17 protein-coding genes are annotated in these 16,921 nt (G+C 66.5%); 9 read left to right on the top strand and 8 right to left on the bottom strand.

All coding sequences use genetic code 11. From position 1 onward, the window contains the following. Positions 1-43 precede the first annotated feature (43 nt). Positions 44-1,330 carry a glucose-6-phosphate isomerase gene (locus tag RID42_06875; GenBank protein MEQ8247389.1) on the top strand — a complete coding sequence of 429 codons (1,287 nt, stop codon included), beginning with the start codon at positions 44-46 and terminating at the stop codon, positions 1,328-1,330. Beyond that, entirely contained in the window at positions 1,327-3,123 is a 1,797-nt protein-coding gene (gene mutL, locus RID42_06880) for a DNA mismatch repair endonuclease MutL (protein MEQ8247390.1), read from the top strand. The genes RID42_06875 and mutL overlap by 4 nt, the downstream gene beginning before the upstream one ends. Here the strand turns inward: mutL and rsmD are convergent. Genes rsmD through RID42_06895 form a run of 3 tightly spaced genes read right to left on the bottom strand, consistent with a single transcriptional unit; the run spans position 3,106 to position 5,164 of the window. Continuing rightward, entirely contained in the window at positions 3,106-3,708 is a 603-nt protein-coding gene (gene rsmD / locus RID42_06885) for a 16S rRNA (guanine(966)-N(2))-methyltransferase RsmD (protein MEQ8247391.1), read from the bottom strand. The two genes, mutL and rsmD, sit on opposite strands and share 18 nt — an antisense overlap. Then, complete coding sequence (locus RID42_06890; GenBank protein MEQ8247392.1) at positions 3,708-4,448, bottom strand: pseudouridine synthase; 741 nt, start codon at positions 4,446-4,448, stop codon at positions 3,708-3,710. The genes rsmD and RID42_06890 overlap by 1 nt, the downstream gene beginning before the upstream one ends. Next, a complete protein-coding gene (locus RID42_06895; protein ID MEQ8247393.1) occupies positions 4,445-5,164 on the bottom strand; it encodes a gamma-glutamyl-gamma-aminobutyrate hydrolase family protein in 720 nt (239 codons plus the stop codon). Before RID42_06895 ends, RID42_06890 begins: the two co-directional genes overlap by 4 nt. An 86-nt stretch (positions 5,165-5,250) precedes the next feature. Here RID42_06895 and RID42_06900 point away from each other — a divergent pair, with 86 nt between their 5' ends. Together RID42_06900 and RID42_06905 are read left to right on the top strand one after the other, a co-directional pair. After that, on the top strand, positions 5,251-5,706 hold the full coding sequence (locus RID42_06900) for a nucleoside deaminase (GenBank protein MEQ8247394.1): 456 nt from the start codon (positions 5,251-5,253) through the stop codon (positions 5,704-5,706). A gap of 84 nt (positions 5,707-5,790) precedes the next feature. Then, entirely contained in the window at positions 5,791-6,996 is a 1,206-nt protein-coding gene (locus tag RID42_06905; GenBank protein MEQ8247395.1) for an acyl-CoA dehydrogenase family protein, read from the top strand. On the opposite strand, the gene RID42_06910 is transcribed toward RID42_06905, so the two are convergent. Continuing rightward, on the bottom strand, positions 6,993-8,039 hold the full coding sequence (locus RID42_06910; GenBank protein MEQ8247396.1) for a phosphotransferase: 1,047 nt from the start codon (positions 8,037-8,039) through the stop codon (positions 6,993-6,995). The genes RID42_06905 and RID42_06910 overlap by 4 nt on opposite strands. A gap of 445 nt (positions 8,040-8,484) precedes the next feature. On the opposite strand from RID42_06910, the gene RID42_06915 reads away from it, so the two are divergent. Further along, positions 8,485-9,540, top strand: coding sequence for a hypothetical protein (locus RID42_06915; protein ID MEQ8247397.1), 1,056 nt, complete (start codon positions 8,485-8,487; stop codon positions 9,538-9,540). Positions 9,541-9,547: 7 nt separating this feature from the next. Here RID42_06915 and purD read toward each other — a convergent pair whose 3' ends face one another. Further along, positions 9,548-10,822 carry a phosphoribosylamine--glycine ligase gene (purD, locus tag RID42_06920; protein ID MEQ8247398.1) on the bottom strand — a complete coding sequence of 425 codons (1,275 nt, stop codon included), beginning with the start codon at positions 10,820-10,822 and terminating at the stop codon, positions 9,548-9,550. Positions 10,823-10,894: 72 nt separating this feature from the next. On the opposite strand from purD, the gene xseA reads away from it, so the two are divergent. The 4 genes from xseA to RID42_06940 are packed head-to-tail and all read left to right on the top strand — an operon-like array spanning position 10,895 to position 14,308. Continuing rightward, complete coding sequence (gene xseA / locus RID42_06925; GenBank protein ID MEQ8247399.1) at positions 10,895-12,493, top strand: exodeoxyribonuclease VII large subunit; 1,599 nt, start codon at positions 10,895-10,897, stop codon at positions 12,491-12,493. Further along, on the top strand, positions 12,493-12,708 hold the full coding sequence (locus RID42_06930; GenBank protein ID MEQ8247400.1) for a DUF2093 domain-containing protein: 216 nt from the start codon (positions 12,493-12,495) through the stop codon (positions 12,706-12,708). The genes xseA and RID42_06930 overlap by 1 nt, the downstream gene beginning before the upstream one ends. Then, positions 12,708-13,559, top strand: a complete 852-nt coding sequence (locus RID42_06935; GenBank protein MEQ8247401.1) for a M23 family metallopeptidase — start codon at positions 12,708-12,710, stop codon at positions 13,557-13,559. Before RID42_06930 ends, RID42_06935 begins: the two co-directional genes overlap by 1 nt. Before the next feature lie 26 nt (positions 13,560-13,585). Further along, the gene (locus tag RID42_06940; protein ID MEQ8247402.1) at positions 13,586-14,308 is read left to right on the top strand and encodes a hypothetical protein; all 723 of its coding nucleotides are present in this window, start codon (positions 13,586-13,588) and stop codon (positions 14,306-14,308) included. A gap of 3 nt (positions 14,309-14,311) precedes the next feature. On the opposite strand, the gene RID42_06945 is transcribed toward RID42_06940, so the two are convergent. The 3 genes from RID42_06945 to RID42_06955 are packed head-to-tail and all read right to left on the bottom strand — an operon-like array spanning position 14,312 to position 16,910. Next, a complete protein-coding gene (locus RID42_06945; GenBank protein ID MEQ8247403.1) occupies positions 14,312-15,208 on the bottom strand; it encodes a lauroyl acyltransferase in 897 nt (298 codons plus the stop codon). Further along, positions 15,201-16,181 carry a tetraacyldisaccharide 4'-kinase gene (gene lpxK, locus RID42_06950; protein MEQ8247404.1) on the bottom strand — a complete coding sequence of 327 codons (981 nt, stop codon included), beginning with the start codon at positions 16,179-16,181 and terminating at the stop codon, positions 15,201-15,203. The genes RID42_06945 and lpxK overlap by 8 nt, the downstream gene beginning before the upstream one ends. Further along, positions 16,182-16,910, bottom strand: a complete 729-nt coding sequence (locus tag RID42_06955; GenBank protein MEQ8247405.1) for a lysophospholipid acyltransferase family protein — start codon at positions 16,908-16,910, stop codon at positions 16,182-16,184. Positions 16,911-16,921 lie beyond the last annotated feature (11 nt).

Consider the following 16,921-nt stretch of genomic DNA (forward strand, 5'->3'; position numbering starts at 1 on the left):
CGTTTGACGCCCGTTTCGCCTCTGCTAGTTTTGGCGCCCAGCCATGCGCCCGCCCTTCACCCACCACGCCCAACACTGCTATGCCGCCTCGATCGGGGCGGCGGGCCAAGACCCCGCTGCGCTAGCTGCCAAATGGGATGAAGCGAAGGCGGCGCTCGGTGCGATCTGCGGCGTACTCGGGAAGGATGCTCGGTACGATTGCATCGCTGCCGCTAGGTGGCAGGACGATCTGCCCGAACTTGAACGGCTCGCCGCCGATTTCAGGGATCGCTTCGACGATGTGATCTTGATCGGGATTGGCGGCTCGGCCCTAGGGGCGCAAGCCCTTTCGGCGATTGCCGATCCGGCTGGATGCCGTCTGCATGTTCTGGCCAATCTCCAACCCGGCCGACTAGAGACGCTCTTGGGTGCCGTCGATCCGACCCGTACTGGGGTTATTCTGATTTCTAAGTCCGGCTCGACCGCCGAGGTAATGGCCCAGGCCGCCGTGGTCTTGGGCCACTTGGCGGCGACCCTTGGACGCGCCGCCGTGGAGGGGCGTGTCGTCGGGATTGCGGTGCCTGGCGACAACCCGCTGCGCCGTTTGGCCACGGCGTGGGGCTTTACCATGTTGGATCATCCTGTCGATGTCGCGGGGCGCTATTCCGTGCTGACGTTGGTTGGGATGTTGCCCGCGCTTATCTTGGGGTTGGACGTGCGGGCGGTGCGCCGCGGCGCGGCCGCCGTGCTGGACGACCCGACGTCGGCGGTGAGCGAAGGCGCGGCGCTGATGGCAGCCTTTGGCGCCCAGGATCGGTCGATCTCGGTGCTCCTGCCCTATGACGAACGCCTCGGGTGGCTGTCTCGTTGGTTTGCGCAGTTGTGGGCGGAGAGCTTGGGGAAATCCGGGAGGGGCACGACGCCGGTCACGGCGCTCGGGCCGGTCGACCAGCACAGCCAGTTGCAACTCTATTTGGACGGGCCGGTCGACAAGGTCTTCACGGTTCTCGTCACCGACTTTGCGGGCCAAGGGATGCGAGTGGCCGCCGATCAGGTCGCCGACATCGCCGCGCTGTCGTATCTCGCCGATCGGACGATCGGCGATATCGTGACCGCTTCGGCCCGGGCGACAGTGGAAACGTTGGTCGCGCACCAACGACCCGTGCGGGTCATGCTGTTGCCGCAGTTGGATGAGGCTGCCATCGGCGGATTGTTCATGCATTTCATGCTCGAGACGATCCTCACGGCAGGCTTATGGGGGGTCGATGCGTTCGATCAGCCGGCCGTCGACGAGGGTAAAGTACGCGCCCGCGACTACCTTCGAACCGGGCGCGTCGCCTTCGAGCTATGACCATTCGCCGCCTGCCTGAGGGCACGGTCAACCGCATCGCCGCGGGCGAGGTCGTGGAGCGGCCTGCGAGTGTGGTTAAGGAGTTGGTGGAAAACGCTCTCGACGCCGGTGCGGCGCGAGTCGACGTTTCAGTCGTGGGTGCGGGGCGTGACCTGATCGTCGTGGCCGACGACGGCGTCGGCATGGCACCCGACGATCTGATGCTCGCTATCGAACGCCATGCGACGTCAAAGTTACCGGATGACGATCTTGTCCATATCGCGCATCTCGGGTTCCGCGGCGAGGCCCTGCCGTCGATCGGCTCGGTGAGCCGCCTGACCCTGACCAGCCGGGCGCGCGGCGCCGATGCCGCGTGGCACCTGAGTGTCGACGGCGGCCGCGTCGGCGAACTGCAGCCGGCGTCGTTGCCGGCGGGAACCCGGATCGAGGTGCGGGATCTATTCTTTGCGACGCCGGCGCGGCTCAAGTTTCTTAAAACCGATCGCGCCGAGGCATCGTCGGTCGCTGAAACCGTCAAGCGTCTGGCAATGGCCAATCCAACGGTTGCCTTCAGTTTGCGCGAGGGCGAACGATTGCGGTTCGACTATCCCGGGGCTACCGGACCCGATGCATTGCGCCGCCGGCTCGCCGCTGCGATGGGGGAAGACTTCGTCGCCAATAGCGTTGTAGTCGAGGTTGAGCGCGACGGTGTGCGGCTCGCGGGCTTTGCGGGCCTTCCAACGATGAACCGAGGCAATGCCCAGGCCCAGTACCTATTCGTCAACGGCAGACCGGTTCGCGACAGGGTGTTTACCGGTGCGATCCGCGGGGCCTATCAGGATTTGATGTCGCGGCACCGCTATCCCGTCGTCGCGCTGTTTTTGACGTTGCCGCCGGATGCGGTCGACGTGAACGTGCATCCGGCAAAAGCCGAAGTACGCTTTCGCGACGAGCAGCTTGTGCGCAGCTTGATCGTCTCGGCAGTGCGCCGCGCCTTGGGGACAGCCGGGCACCGCGCTTCTTCGACGGTGGCAGCGGCAGCATCTGCAGCATTTCGTCCGGGCGGTCAGGGAGTGTTTTACGGAACGCCGGATGGGTCGTCCCGCAACCCGGGCTTGGCGGAAGCAGCGGCGGCCTTCCAGTACCAGGCACCGGCGGACCGGCCGCGCGGTACTAGTCCCGAGGACTTTGCGCCAGCCGCCCGCGCGACCGAGGCGAGCGTCGAACCGGCTGACGACTATCCGCTTGGGGCGGCGGTCGGCCAGGTGCACGAGACCTACATCGTCGCCCAAACCGCCCACGGCCTGATCGTCGTCGATCAACATGCCGCGCACGAGCGGTTGGTCTACGAGCGGATGAAGAAGGCGCTGCTGAACGGCGTTGCGCGCCAGGGAATGCTGATCCCCGAGGTAGTCGAGATGGAGGATGCGGCGGTAGGTCGCGTGTTGGCTCGGGCGGGCGAGCTTGCCGAACTCGGCCTGACGGTCGAACCGTTCGGGGCGGGCGCGATCGTGGTGCGCGAGCAACCGGCGCTTCTGGGCGAGGTCGACCTCCAGGGCTTGCTACGCGACCTCGCCGACGACCTCGCCGAATTCGACGATGCGACGACACTGACCGAACGGCTCAACGATGTGTGCAGCACCATGGCGTGCCATGGTTCGGTGCGGGCGGGCCGCCGGTTGTCGGTCGCGGAAATGAACGCACTGTTGCGCGAGATGGAAGCCACGCCCAATTCCGGCCAATGCAATCATGGCCGCCCAACCTATATCGAGCTGCAATTGCCCGACATCGAACGGCTATTCGGACGGCGCTGAGAGCGTCTCGGGACCTTCGATCTCTACACAGCTTAGGAAGTACACCCTTGCGGCGCCGTACCGGCGGTCGTCGATCGCTCTGTATCCGGCCGGAATTGCGAGTTCCTCGCCCCGGCCAACCTCGACCGCTGCAATTGCGCCGTCCCGCAACCAACCCTGGGCGCGGAGCGCGTTCAGTGCCGGGACCGACAGGCCCGTGGCGTAGGGTGCATCCATGAACAGCAGGTCCGCGCCGACTCGGGCCGGTCCCGGTTCGGTCGCGTCGCGGCGCAGCACCGTGACGGCGTCGTCCGCACCCAGTCGTTCGGCGTTGCGTTTGATGAGGGCTGCGGCGCTTGCGTCGTTCTCGAAGAAGGTCACGTGGTCTGCGCCGCGCGACCAGGCTTCGAACCCGAGCGCGCCCGACCCAGCAAACACATCCAGTACACGGAGGCCGGTCAGCGTTGCGCCGCCCTCGGTGACGAGGCCGTGGGTCAATCGGTTGAAGATCGCTTCGCGGACCCGGTCGGCGGTTGGCCGCACCGAGTTGTCGGGCGCGGTTTCGAGTTTCCGGCCACGGTGGCGGCCCGCGATGATGCGTAGCACTAGCGCGCTTGGCCCAGCTGTTCGCGCAGCACCTTGTGCGGCACCGGCGAGACTTCGCCGGGCTTGAGATTGCCGAGCTGAAATGGCCCGTAGGCGAGGCGAATCAAGCGCGATACCGGCCACCCGAGGTGTTCCATGACGCGGCGGATTTCGCGGTTCTTGCCTTCGCGCAGCGACACGGTGAGCCAAGCGTTTGCGCCTTGCTGTTTGTCGATGGTGGCGAGGATTGCGTCATATCCCACGCCGTCGATGGTGACGCCGCGTTTGAGCGGATCGAGCATCGCTTGATCGACCCGTCCGTAGACCCGGACACGGTAGCGCCGGGTCCATCCGGTCGACGGCAGTTCTAGCTTGCGCGCGAGGTCGCCGTCGTTGGTGAGCAGCAACAGGCCTTCCGAATTGAGGTCGAGCCGTCCGACGGTGACGACCCGCGGCATGGTCTTGGGCAAATGGTCGAAGATCGTGTCGCGGCCCAACTCGTCGCGGTTGGTGGTCACGAGGCCTGGCGGTTTGTGATAGCGCCACAGGCGATTTTCCTGGGCCGCCGGTAGCGGTTTGCCGTCGACCTCGATCCGACTTGCGGCGGTGACGGTAAAGGCCGGGGTGGTCAATTGCGTGCCGTCGACGCTGACCCGGCCCTGCTCGATCCAACGTTCGGCCTCGCGCCGCGAGCAAAGCCCCGCGCGGGCGATTCGCTTGGCGATCCGCTCGCCGGCCGGGGCCTCTCCGGAGTCGGTCATCGTTGGGCTGCTGCGGCAATAAAGGCGCGAAAGATTTTCGCGTCGCCATCGCTGATGTCGTATTCGGGGTGCCACTGCACACCCAGGCAAAACCGGTAGGCCGGCGATTCGATCCCTTCAACCACGCCGTCGGGCGCGACCGCGTTAATGACGATGCCTTCGCCGTCGTGCGCCGCGGCTTGGTGGTGGGCGCTGTTTACCGGCAGGGCATCGGTGCCGACGATACGGTGAAGCAGGGTGTCCGGGGCGACGGCCACGGTATGGCCCGGTTCGTCGCGCGGGTTCGGCTGCTCGTGCGCCAGCGCATCGGGGACTTCATCGGGGATGTGCTGGACCAAGGTGCCGCCCAGGATGACGTGCAAAAGCTGCTGACCGCCGCAAATACCGAGGACGGCTTTGTCGCGCGCCAACATGCCGCGGGTGACCGCGGCCTCGAACGCGGTGCGCCGGTCCTTGGTCTTGACGGTGGCGTGGCGTTCGCTGGCCCCGAACAGGGCGGGATCGACGTCGAAATTGCCGCCCGACACGACGAGGCCGTCCAGCAGGTCGGCGTAGCGCGCCGCCGCGTCCACGTCGTGGGGCAGCAACAAGACGGTACCGCCGGCCTTGGTCACGGCCTCGCAATAGTTTTGGCGCAGGGCGAACCACGGCTTGTTGGAATAGGCGCCGGGCTCTTCCGAATCGACGGTGATACCGATGAGGGGGGCGGTGGTCATGGCGCGGAGACTAGGGCGCTGGCCGCGCGGGCGCAATTGACGCCGAAGGCTTGACCCTCTCCATCGCCCGGCCCAAGGTCGGCTGTATGGATACCCCCGGCGAAACCCCGATGGCGCAGGCGTTGGCGGAAGCGGAAGCCGCGGCCCGGGCGGGCGAGGTGCCGGTGGGTGCGGTCCTGGTCGACGCGGGCGGCGCGGTGATCGCCGCCGCCGGCAATCGCACCCGGACCGACAACGACCCGACGGCCCACGCTGAAATGGTCGTGATACGCGCCGCCGCCGCGGCGCGCGGCGCCGAACGGCTCAACGACTGCGATCTTTACGTAACGCTGGAGCCCTGCCCGATGTGCGCCCAGGCGATCAGCTTTGCCCGGCTGCGCCGGCTCTACTATGGGGCGGCCGATCCCAAGGGCGGCGGCGTCGAGAACGGGCCCCGCATTTTTGCCCAAAGCACCTGCCACCACGCGCCTGAGATCTATGGCGGGCTGGACGAATCGCGGTCGGCCGCGCTGCTGAAGGCGTTCTTCAAGAGCCGGCGGTGACGCCTCGAAATTGCGGGGCGTCAATGCCTGACGCGCGGCAATTCCTGATACAAACAATAGGTCCGCCCCACAAAGAGAGTGCCCATGGTTGTCGAACATCCGGAAAAAACCAAGAAACTGCTGCCCAAGCTGCATGCCTTTATGGAGGCCCACGTCTATCCGGCCGAAAGCGTCTATGCGGCGCAGCTGGCGGAGGAACGCTGGCGGGTGCCGCCGGTCATGGAGGAACTGAAGGCGAAGGCCAAGGCGGCCGGTCTGTGGAACCTGTTCCTGCCGGACGACACGTTGGCGGCGGGCCTGACCAATCTGGAATACGCGCCGCTGTGCGAGGTGATGGGCCGGGTGCCGTTCGCGCCCGAGGTGTTCAACTGCAACGCGCCCGACACCGGCAATATGGAATTGCTGTGGCACTACGCCAATGAGGCGCAAAAGAAGGAATGGCTGACACCCCTGTTGGAGGGCAAGATTCGCTCGGCCTTTTGCATGACCGAACCCGACGTGGCGTCGTCGGATGCGACCAATGTCGAAACGTCGATCAAGCGCGATGGCAAGGACTACGTGATCAACGGGCGCAAATGGTGGATCACCAACGCGGCCCACCCGGACTGCGCGATCTTCATCGTAATGGGGAAGACCGACCCGACCGCGGCGCGCCACCAACAGCAATCGCAAATCCTGGTGCCGCGCGATACGCCGGGCGTGACCATCGTGCGCAAGCTGTCGCTGTTCGGATTCGACGACGCGCCGCACGGACATTGCGAGGTGACGTTCGAGAACGTGCGGGTGCCCGCGAGCAATTTGATCTTGGGCGAGGGCCGCGGTTTTGAGATCGCGCAAGGCCGCCTTGGGCCCGGGCGCATCCACCATTGCATGCGCCAGATCGGTGTCGCCGAACGGGCGCTGGAAACGATGTGCCGGCGTGTCACCAATCGCGTCGCCTTCGGCAAGCCCCTGGCCGAGCAGGGCGCGATCCGCCAACAAATCGCCCAAAGCCGTATCGAGATCGAACAGGCGCGCCTCCTGGTGCTCAAGACCGCGTGGATGATCGATCAAGTCGGCGCCAAGGAAGCGCGCAGCGAAATCGCGATGATCAAGGTCGCGGTGCCGATGATGACGCAGACCATTTTGGATCGTGCGATGCAGGTGCATGGCGCCGGCGGGTTCTCAGAGGATTACGGCCTGTCCTACGCCTGGGCCTGGGCGCGCGGCCTGCGCATGGCCGACGGCCCCGACGAGGTGCATGCCGAAGGCATCGCCAAGCGCGAGCTGCGGAAGTACAGCAACAGTTAGTCCCCGATCTTCGCGGCCTGGGCCCACGCTAACTCCGCCAGGGGGCGCACCAGGGCGCCCATGCGGGCGGCTTCGGGGTTGGCGGCGGTGCCGTCGCGGACGCGGCCCATGATGCCTTGCAGGATCGCGGCCATGCGAAACAGGTTGTAGGCCATGTAGAACTCCCAGTCCGGGAGCGCGTCGCGGCCGGTGCGCTGCGCATAGGCCGTGGTGTAAGCGGCCTCGTCCGGGATGCCGAGCGCGGCGATGTCGACCTCGCGCAGGCCGCGGAATTCGTCGGGCGATACCCGCCACGCCATGACGTGGTAAGCGAAGTCGGCCAACGGATGGCCCAACGTGGCGATCTCCCAATCGAGGACGCCGATGACGCGCGGTTCGGTGGGATGGAAGATGAGGTTGTCGAGACGGTAGTCGCCGTGCACGAGCGTGGTTTCGTCGTCCTCGGGCAGGTGCGCCGGCAACCACGCCATCAGGCGTTCCATCGCGTCGATGGTTTCGGTTTCGCTCGCCTTGTATTGCTTGGACCAACGCCCGATTTGGCGCGCGACATAGCCGCCCGCGCGGCCGAAGTCGTCCAGACCGGCCGCGTTGTAGTCCACCGTGTGCAGCGCGGCGATTACCTTGTTCATCGCGTCGAACATCGCCGCCCGTTCGGTCGTGCTGCCGATCTCGGGCAGACGCGGATCGAAGAAGATGCGGCCGTCGAGAAAATCCATCACGTAGAACATCGTGCCCACAACGCTTTCGTCGTCGCACAGCAAATAGGTACGCGGCACCGGGACGCCGGTCCCGGCGAGCGCCGTCATGATGCGGTACTCGCGGTCGACCGCATGGGCCGAGGGCAGAAGCGTGCCGGGCGGTTTGCGGCGCAGCACGTAGGACGCCCCCGGCGTGGTCAGCCGGTAGGTCGGGTTGGACTGGCCGCCCTTGAATTCGGCCACCGTCATCGGCCCGGCAAAGCCCGGCAGGTTGGCGGCGAGCCATTCTTCGAGGCGATTTTCGTCGAAGCGGTGGGCGGGCAGGACGTCGGGGTTGGCGCTCATGGTGCCGTACCGGGGCGGCATCCATTTTTTTTGCCAAACGAAGCCAAAAAAACCTTACGAATCAAAGGCCCACTTGGAGGGACGGATACAAAACGAACCCAAATCTTTGCATACCCCTTCATAGTTGCCGGTGACGGCTCCGGGGGATTTGCCGAAACAAAGCCAACGGTCCGGACATTTGGGGGGAGGAAAACGGTGCGGCGGGCATGACGGGGCGTAGTCTAGCGCGATACGCGGGCTACGAGAATTCACGTTCTCTGTCCCCGAATTCGGGATGTGTCGGTGGTGGGTTTCGGGCCGGGCTTGGTGCCGGGTTATTGTTTGCTTGGTGCCGATGTTGGCGCGCGCAGTTGGCGTTGTCGCGGCACGGATCGCCGCGGCGCGGTGGGCTGGAGAAAGACCGCGGGCCACTTGGTGGCGTCGCGGGTTTGGGATGGAGGGGGCGATGACATTCAAGCGAATACGGTACGTGGCGGTGTTTCTCGCGGTGGTGTGGCTGCCCGCGTGCGGCGAGTCGTTCGAGGACGCCATTGCGCGGGCGGAGTCGGGGGCCGTCACGATGGATCGCCGCGAACGGCAAACGGTCATCGATACGTTGCGCAAAGGACTGGAGGAGCAGGAGGAGCTATCGGCGGCTGCCAAGGGCCGGGCGACGGCGTGGCTTGGCCACTTGCTGGTGCGCCACGGCCAATATGAGGCGGCGCAGGCCGTGTTGTCGGATTTTGGCGCGACGGCGGACCAGCTCGTTGCCGCGGGCGATCCGGTGTCGGCGGTACGGGGACTAGGGGCCCTCGGCGCGGCCCTGGTCGGGGTAAGGCGGGACTTTGACGCTGTGGCCCCACTCGATCGCGCCGCGACAGTTGCCGCGGCGCATGATCTAGGGACCCATCCGGTCGTGATCGAGGTGCGAAGCGAAATGGCGTTTCTTACCATCGTTCCAGGGGTGGTCGCCCACGACACGCGCGGCGCTGCGATCGCGGCGGCCGAGGAACTGCTGACGCAGGGCGCGGAGATTGCGCAGGCGGAGGGCGGGGAAGACGATCCAAGGTTGGGGCGGATCGATTTCGTCCGCGCCAACCTCTTGGCCTACGGCACCGAGGCGGATACCGGTCTTGACGACGCGGCCCGCAGGGCCGTCAACGCCGATATCTTGGCTCACCTCGAACGGGCTCGAGCGCGCCTCGGTGACGACCATCCCACGCAAGTCCCCGTGTTGGAATGGCTCGCGCAGGAGGCCGCCGGCAGGTGCGATACGCGATCCGTAAAGCGCCTGTCGCAGGAGGCGATCGCCGTTGCGGAAGAGATCTACGGCGATACGGCGGAGCGGACGTTCCATGCGCGGACTTCCCACGGCGAATTGTTGATGGCGATGGGCGACATGACCCGCGGACGCCAGATCGTCCTCGATGCCCGCGCGGCGCGCTACGGGAAGGCCGCCGGGGAATTGCAGGCGCCGGCGTCACCTTACGATCCCTTGGGCTGTATCGACCCGCCGGGGTGACGGACCGCTAACGCGCGTGCGCGATCGCGCGCCAGCCGATGTCGCGGCGGCAGAAGCCGCCCGGCCAATCGATCACGTCGACAGCGGCGTAGGCTTTCCCCTGTGCGTCCGCGACGTCCTTGCCCAGCGCGGTGACACCCAGCACCCGACCGCCGGTGGCGACGGTCGCGCCGTTCTTGGCGGCGGTCCCGGCGTGGAAAACCGTGACGCCGTCGAGCGCGCCCGCGGCGTCGAGTCCGGCGATGACGCTGCCCTTGTCGTAGGTGCCAGGGTAGCCGTTGGCGGCCATCACGACACACAGCGCGGCCTCGTCCTTCCAGCGCAAATCGATATGGGCGAGTTGGCCGTCGGCACAGGCGAGCAAGGCCGGGACGAGGTCCGATTGCAGCCGCGCCATCAGCACTTGGGTTTCGGGGTCGCCGAAGCGGACGTTGTATTCGATCAGCTTGGGGCCGTCCGAACCGATCATCAGCCCGGCGTAGAACACGCCTTGGTAGGGCCGGCCCTCGGCCTTCATCGCGGCGACGGTGGGACGGACGATTTCGGCCATGACCCGCTCGGCCATCGCCGCGTCGAGGATGGGGGCTGGCGAGTAGGCGCCCATGCCGCCGGTATTGGGGCCGGTGTCGCCGTCGCCGACGCGTTTGTGGTCTTGGGCGCCCGCGAGTGCCAGGACATGGTCGCCGTCGCAGAGCGCAAACAGGCTGGCCTCCTCGCCGTCGAGGAATTCTTCGACGACGATTTCCGCGCCCGCGTCGCCGAAGGCGCCGCCCAGGATGTCCTCGACCGCCGCGTTGGCCGCCGACACGGTTTCGGCAACGATGACGCCCTTACCGGCGGCGAGGCCGTCGGCCTTGATCACGATCGGCGCGCCGGTGCGGGCGATGAACTCCTTGGCCTCGATCGCGTCGGTGAAACGGCCGTAGGCAGCGGTGGGAATGCCATATTTGGCGCACAGGTCCTTCATGAAGCCCTTGGAGCCTTCGAGTGCGGCGGCGGCGCGGGTCGGGCCGAACACCTTGATGCCGACGGCGATCAGCGCATCGGCGAGGCCCGCGACCAACGGTCCCTCCGGGCCGATCACGACGAAGTCGATCTCATGGGTGTTACAGGTATCGACGATGCCTTCGATGTCGCCCGCGGCCACGTCGAGACAGGTCGCCACCTGGGCGATGCCGGCGTTACCGGGGGCGCAGTAGAGCGTATCGGTCAACGGCGAGGCGGCGATGGCCCAGCACAGCGCGTGTTCGCGCCCGCCCGAGCCGACAACGAGGATGTTCATGGCACTAGTCCGTCGATTGTCGCGAGAGTGTTTGGTGGTTCGGCGCGACCTTTGTACCATGCCGGCGGCACCATGACAGACCTCCTCGATAACGCTTCCGAGATTCCCAACGCCGCGAACATTCCCGAATATTCGGTGGGTGAAATCGCCGGCGCCCTCAAGCGCAGCATCGAAGATGCGTTCGGGCGGGTGCGGGTCAAGGGCGAGATTTCGCGCATCTACCGCGCCGCGTCGGGGCACGCTTATTTGACACTGAAGGATTCGGACGCGGTGTTGGAGGGGATTTGTTTCCGCGGCGCGTGGGAGAAATTGCGCTTCCAGCCCAAGGAAGGGCTCGAGGTCGTGGTCACCGGCAAGCTCACGACCTTCGCCAAGAAATCGCAGTACCAAATTATTATCGACAGTGTGGCGCCGGCCGGGGTCGGCGCGCTGATGGCGCTCCTCGAAGAGCGGCGCAAGAAGCTCGCGGCCGAAGGACTGTTCGATGCCGCGCGCAAGAAACCGATCCCGTATTTGCCGCAGGTCGTTGGTGTCGTGACCTCGCCCACCGGCGCGGTGATCCGCGACATCCTCCACCGGTTGCGCGACCGCTTCCCCCGCCACGTGCTGATTTGGCCGGTACTGGTGCAGGGCGACACGGCGGCCGAGAAGATCGCTGCGGCGATTCGCGGCTTCAATGCGCTCGATGGGACCGGCAGCGTGCCGCGGCCCGACGTGTTGATCGTCGCACGCGGCGGCGGCTCGATCGAGGACCTGTGGTGCTTCAACGAGGAAGCTGTGGTGCGGGCGGTGGCCGACAGCGTCATTCCGCTGATCTCGGCGGTGGGCCACGAAACCGATACGACGTTGATCGACTATGCCGCCGACGTGCGCGCGCCGACGCCGACGGCGGCGGCCGAAATGGCGGTGCCGGTCCGCGCCGAACTGATCTACGACGTCACCAATTTGCAGCAGCGCCTGCTGGGCGGATTGAACCGGCGGATGCGCGAGGCGCGGGCCGAACTGCACGCGGCGCGGCGCGGCCTGCGCGATCCGCGCGACACGCTGGGGTTGGCGGTGCAGCGGCTCGACGAGGTGTCTCAGCGACTCGACCGCGCGCTGGGCAGCGGGTTGGAGCGGCGCGAGAGCGCGTTGCGCACCGCACGGCAGGGCCTGCGCGCCGGGGTGTTGCGCGACCGGGTCGCCGCGGCGCAAACCCGGACGGCGGTCGCAGCGCGCGGGTTGGGTCGCGCGCTCGCGGGCGATGTGCGCCATCACCGCACCCGCCTGGGTCATGTCGCGGGACGGTTGCAGGGACGCTTGGTGCGCGACCGGCTGGGCGATGCCGGGGAACGGGTGCGGCGGTCCGTTGCGGCGTTGGCCCGCGAAATGTCCCGGCAAATAGAGACGGCGGGGGAGGCGCTGGACGCGCCCGCGCGGTTGCTCGACAGTCTTTCCTATCAGAACGTTTTGGAGCGCGGCTTTGCGCTGGTGCGCGACCAGGCGGCACGCGGGCCGATCAAGCGCGCGGCGGAGACCCGCGCCGGGGCCGCGGTCGTGATAGAATTCGCCGACGGCGTCGTCGGCGCCACGATCGGCGGCGACGCGCCGGCCAAGAAAGAAACGCCGGCGCCGCGACCCAAGCGGTCGCCGGCCAAGCCGCCCACAGGTGGGCAAGGAGATTTGTTCTGATGCACGGACCCCGGGGCGGCGGCGAGGCCAAACTTCACTACCATTCGGGCAGTTTCGACGTCATCGTCCCCGGCAGCTACGTCGTGTGCGCGGTGAGCGGTGTGCAGATCCCGCTCGACGATTTGCGCTATTGGGACTGGGACGTGCAGGAAGCCTACGCGACCCCCGAAATTTCGTTCAAACGATCCGAAGAACTGCGCCAGCGGCGGAAGTAATGGTGCGGCGAGTCGAGCGATGGATCGTGGTCGCGGCGTCGCGGTGCGCGGTGTTGGCGTTTGCTCTATGGGCCGGCGCTGCTGGGCCGAGCGTCGCCGCCGATCTGATCTTGGACGGCACGATCATCCAGGGCGGCTTGGTGCGCGGGCTTGCCGCCCCGGGGGCCCGGGCGTTCTTGGACGACCAGGCGTTGCGGGTGTCACCCGAGGGCCGCTTCGTTTTTGGTTTCGGCCGCGACGATGCCGGCGCGGTCACCTTGCGGGTGCGCTTTGCCGATGGACACGAGGAGACGCGCCGCCTCGACATCGCCCAGCGGACCTATCAGGAGCAGCGCATCGACGGTCTGCCGCCGCGCCAGGTGACGCCAAATGCCGAGGACCTCGCCCGGATCAAGAAAGACAATGCCGAGATCGGCGCGGCCCGGGCCAACGATTTCCCCGAGACGTGGTTCGCCCAAGGATTCATTTGGCCGGCTAAGGGGCCGATCTCGGGGGTTTACGGCTCGCGCCGGATTCTGAACGGCGAACCGCGGCGGCCGCATTTCGGGGTCGATGTTGCCGGTCCTATCGGGACCCCGGTGGTGGCGCCCGCGGCAGGCCGGGTGACGCTGGCCGCGACCGATCATTACTACACCGGCGGCACGATCATTCTCGACCACGGCCACGGCGTGTCCTCGGCCTTCCTGCACATGGATACCGTGACGGTGCGCGTCGGCGATGTGGTCGCGCAGGGCGCGCCGCTGGGCACGATCGGCGCAACTGGTCGCGTCACCGGCGCGCATCTCGACTGGCGCATCAATTGGTTCGACGTGCGGATCGACCCCCAGACCGTCGTCGGGCCGATGGAGTAGATCATCCCTTGACTGAACGCAGGACGATGTCCGAACGACTTGCCGAAGCGCTCGACGATCATCTTCGCTTGGCAATTGCGTGCCACCAAACCTTCCTAACAAGTGAAACGGAAAAGGTTTTGGGGCTTTTCAACAACACCTACGGTGCACACTGTCTCAACCTTGTGCAGAACCAGCTTGTTTTCGCTGGTCTCCTTGCATTGAACAGACTCTGGGATACCGCGCCCGGCGCTAACTCGCTTCCTATTACATTGCGGGGCCTTGCACCGGACGGGCCACTTCGAGAATCGGCAATTGCGATCCGCAAAGACTTCGAACTTTCCCGTCCTGATAAGGCAAAGATCAGCGGACCGGTAGATGAGGAAATTGTTCGACAGATGTTGCGCGAAGATGCGAAGAAACGGGCCGATTCCGTTGATGCGCAGTTTTCCGAAGAGTTTGATAACTTTCGCAATCTTGTTCAGGCGGTCTTGGGTAGTGATCTCAACAAGAGGTTGCGGCTGCTACGGGACAAGGTGATGGCGCACTCACTTGAAGAAGCTCGACTTGAGGTCAAAGCTCGTCAAGCCGGTGAGGTGATAGGTCCGGTAACGTATTCCGATTTTGATGAAGCGCTGGCGCGGAGCATACCAATTGTAAAGAGCGCGCTTCTGCTCCTCACCTATTCAAACATTGATAGCGATGAGGTTTCCGACATTTGGAAAGAATACGGCACCGATTTCTGGGGGCTTATCGGTGGCCGTACCTAGTCGCTAGTCCTTCCACCTCCGGTGGAGCCACATCCAGTGCGGCGGGTTGGCGCGGATGGCGTCTTCCAGGAATGTATTGATCGTCGTCATGAGGCTGCGCACGTCGGCGTCGCGGTCGCCGCTGTTGGGGAGGGCGAGCGGCGGGTGGATCGTGACGGCAAAGTGCGCGCCGCCGGTGCGCCGCACCGCGCAGGGGACGAGCGGCACATCGTATTTGAGCGCGAGTTGGGCGATGGCGGGGGCGGTCATCGCGGGATGACCGAAGAACGGCAGTTCGATTCCGGCATTGAGTTTTTGATCGACCAGCATGCCGAGGTGGCCGCCAGCCTTGACGATCTTGACCATTTGCCGCGCGCCGGGCGTGCCCTTGGGCACATGGGTGTGGGTGATCGCGCCGCGCGCACGCAGGATCATCGCATCGACGTGCGGGTTGTTCGCGGCGCGGTAGACGAGGGAAATATCGCACCCGCGCTGGGCCACCGCGAGCGGCATGATTTCCCAGTTGGCGATGTGGCCGGAAAAGAAAATCCCGGCGCGGCCGTCGTCGCGTAGCGCGTCGATGTGCTCGGCCCCGGTGACCTGCACACGCGACCCGGTGTAACACGCGATCCGGTTCAGGTTCGGATATTCGAAAACGGTACGTCCGAGATTGTCCCACATCGCGCGCATGGCTTGGGTGACGTCGGCGGGCGTGGCGTCAGGGAACGCGCGGGCGTAATGGCGCGCGGCGCGCTGGGTGATGCCAAGGCGGGGGCCAAACGTACGGGCGAGGGAACCGCCCAAGCCCGATGCGGCACCGAGCGGCAGGGCGCGGCACAGCAGCGTCAGGAGATAGACCCCGGCGGCCTCTAGCGCGTGGCGTAGCCGGTGGGGGTGCGCGGGTGCGGCGGCCTCAGTCATCGAGGATCGGCGACAAGAGCGTGTCGAGCGCGTGGGGATCGTCGAATTGAAGCGCGACGCGCAGGACCTCGACCATGCCGCGTGCCTCGGGTGGCAACCGGACGGCATCTTTTTCGGTGGTCACGACCTTGGCGCCCGCGGCCACGGCATCCTCGATCACCATCATTAATTCCTCGGGGTCGAAAACATGGTGGTCGGGGTAGGCGTAGGTGTCGGTGACGCGCAGGCCCATCGCGCGCAAGGTGTTGAAGAACTTGGCCGGTCGCCCGATGCCGGCGAAGGCGACGACGGGTCCGTCGGACAAGAGCGCTGCCTCGGGGGTCGGTTCGAGGCGTGCCGGGAACACCGGGACGCGTTCGATCCCTGGCGGGGGTGGTCCGGCGGCATCGCCGCCGGGATCGACGATGTAGATCACCGCGGTGGCACGGGCGAGCGCCTGTGCCGGGCTCTCGCGCAAGGGCCCGGCCGGGATCAAGCGCCCGTTGCCGAGCCCGAACCCGCCATCGACGACGAGGAACGAGAGGTCCTGGATCAGGTGCGGGTTCTGGAAGCCGTCGTCCATCACCAGCACGTCGGCCCCGGCGGCGACGGCAAAACGTGCGGTCTCGACCCGGTCGGCGCCGATCCAGGTCGGGGCGACGCGGGCAAGCAAGATCGCCTCGTCGCCGACCTCGCGCGCGGTGTGGTTCGGGTCGACCCGCAGCGGTCCCTTGGCGCTGCCGCCGTAGCCGCGGGTGAGAATATGGGGGGTGCGCCCGCGGGCCCTAAGGTGAGCGGTGACCGCGAGCGTGGCGGGCGTCTTACCGGAGCCGCCCGCGGTGATGTTGCCCAGGCATATGACCGGGACCGGGGCGCGCACCGGATTGGCGGTTGCGCGGCGGGCCTGACCGGCGAGTCCATAGAGCCAACCGAGCGGGCCGAGCAGGGCGGGTAGGACGACATGGCCCGGCGACCAGTGGCGGGGGGTACGCATCTATTGGGCCACGGCGTCGAGCGGCGCTTGTGCCGCTGGGGCTTCGGCGGGTTGGACGGGGTCGCGGCCGCAGGCGCGATCGGCGGCGTCGGTCAGCGCAACGAGGTTGGCTTCGAGGTCGGCGCGCGCGGCCTCGCACACCGCCTCGTCGGCATCGCGGGCTACTTCGAGAGGCGTTCCCCAGCGGATGATTCCCCGGGAGAACGGCAGAGGGACGCAAAACCGGTCCCAGGAATTCAACACACGGTGCCGCCGGGTCGAGAGCGTCACCGGGAGGATCGGCAGGCCCGATAACCGGGCGACGTCGATGATCCCGCTGCTGGCGTGCATGCGTGGGCCGCGCGGTCCGTCGGGGGTGAAGCCGATGCACTCGCCGGCGCGGGCGACCTTGACCATGCTGCGTACCGCGAGCGCGCCGCCGCGTTTGGAGGATCCGCGAATTGCCGAGATGCCGATGCGGCCGATGGTGCGGGCGATCAATTCGCCGTCGGCGCTTTGGGAGATCAGCATGTTCATCGGCACCTTGCGTTGCCAGTAGACCGTCATCAGCAACAACCGGCCGTGCCAGAAGGCGAGGATGAAGGGTTTGCCCGCTGCCCACAGACCGGCGGCGGCGTCATCGCCCTCGACGCGCCACCGGGTGGTGTGGCGCACGGACAGGATGTAAACCGCCCCAAGCCATACGAGGAAGGTTCGGACCGCCGGTTTGCGGGTCAGGCGTTTGAGCACGTCGCGGCGCG

Source organism: Alphaproteobacteria bacterium (assembly GCA_040216735.1).
Classification (GTDB): domain Bacteria; phylum Pseudomonadota; class Alphaproteobacteria; order SHVP01; family SHVP01; genus CALJDF01.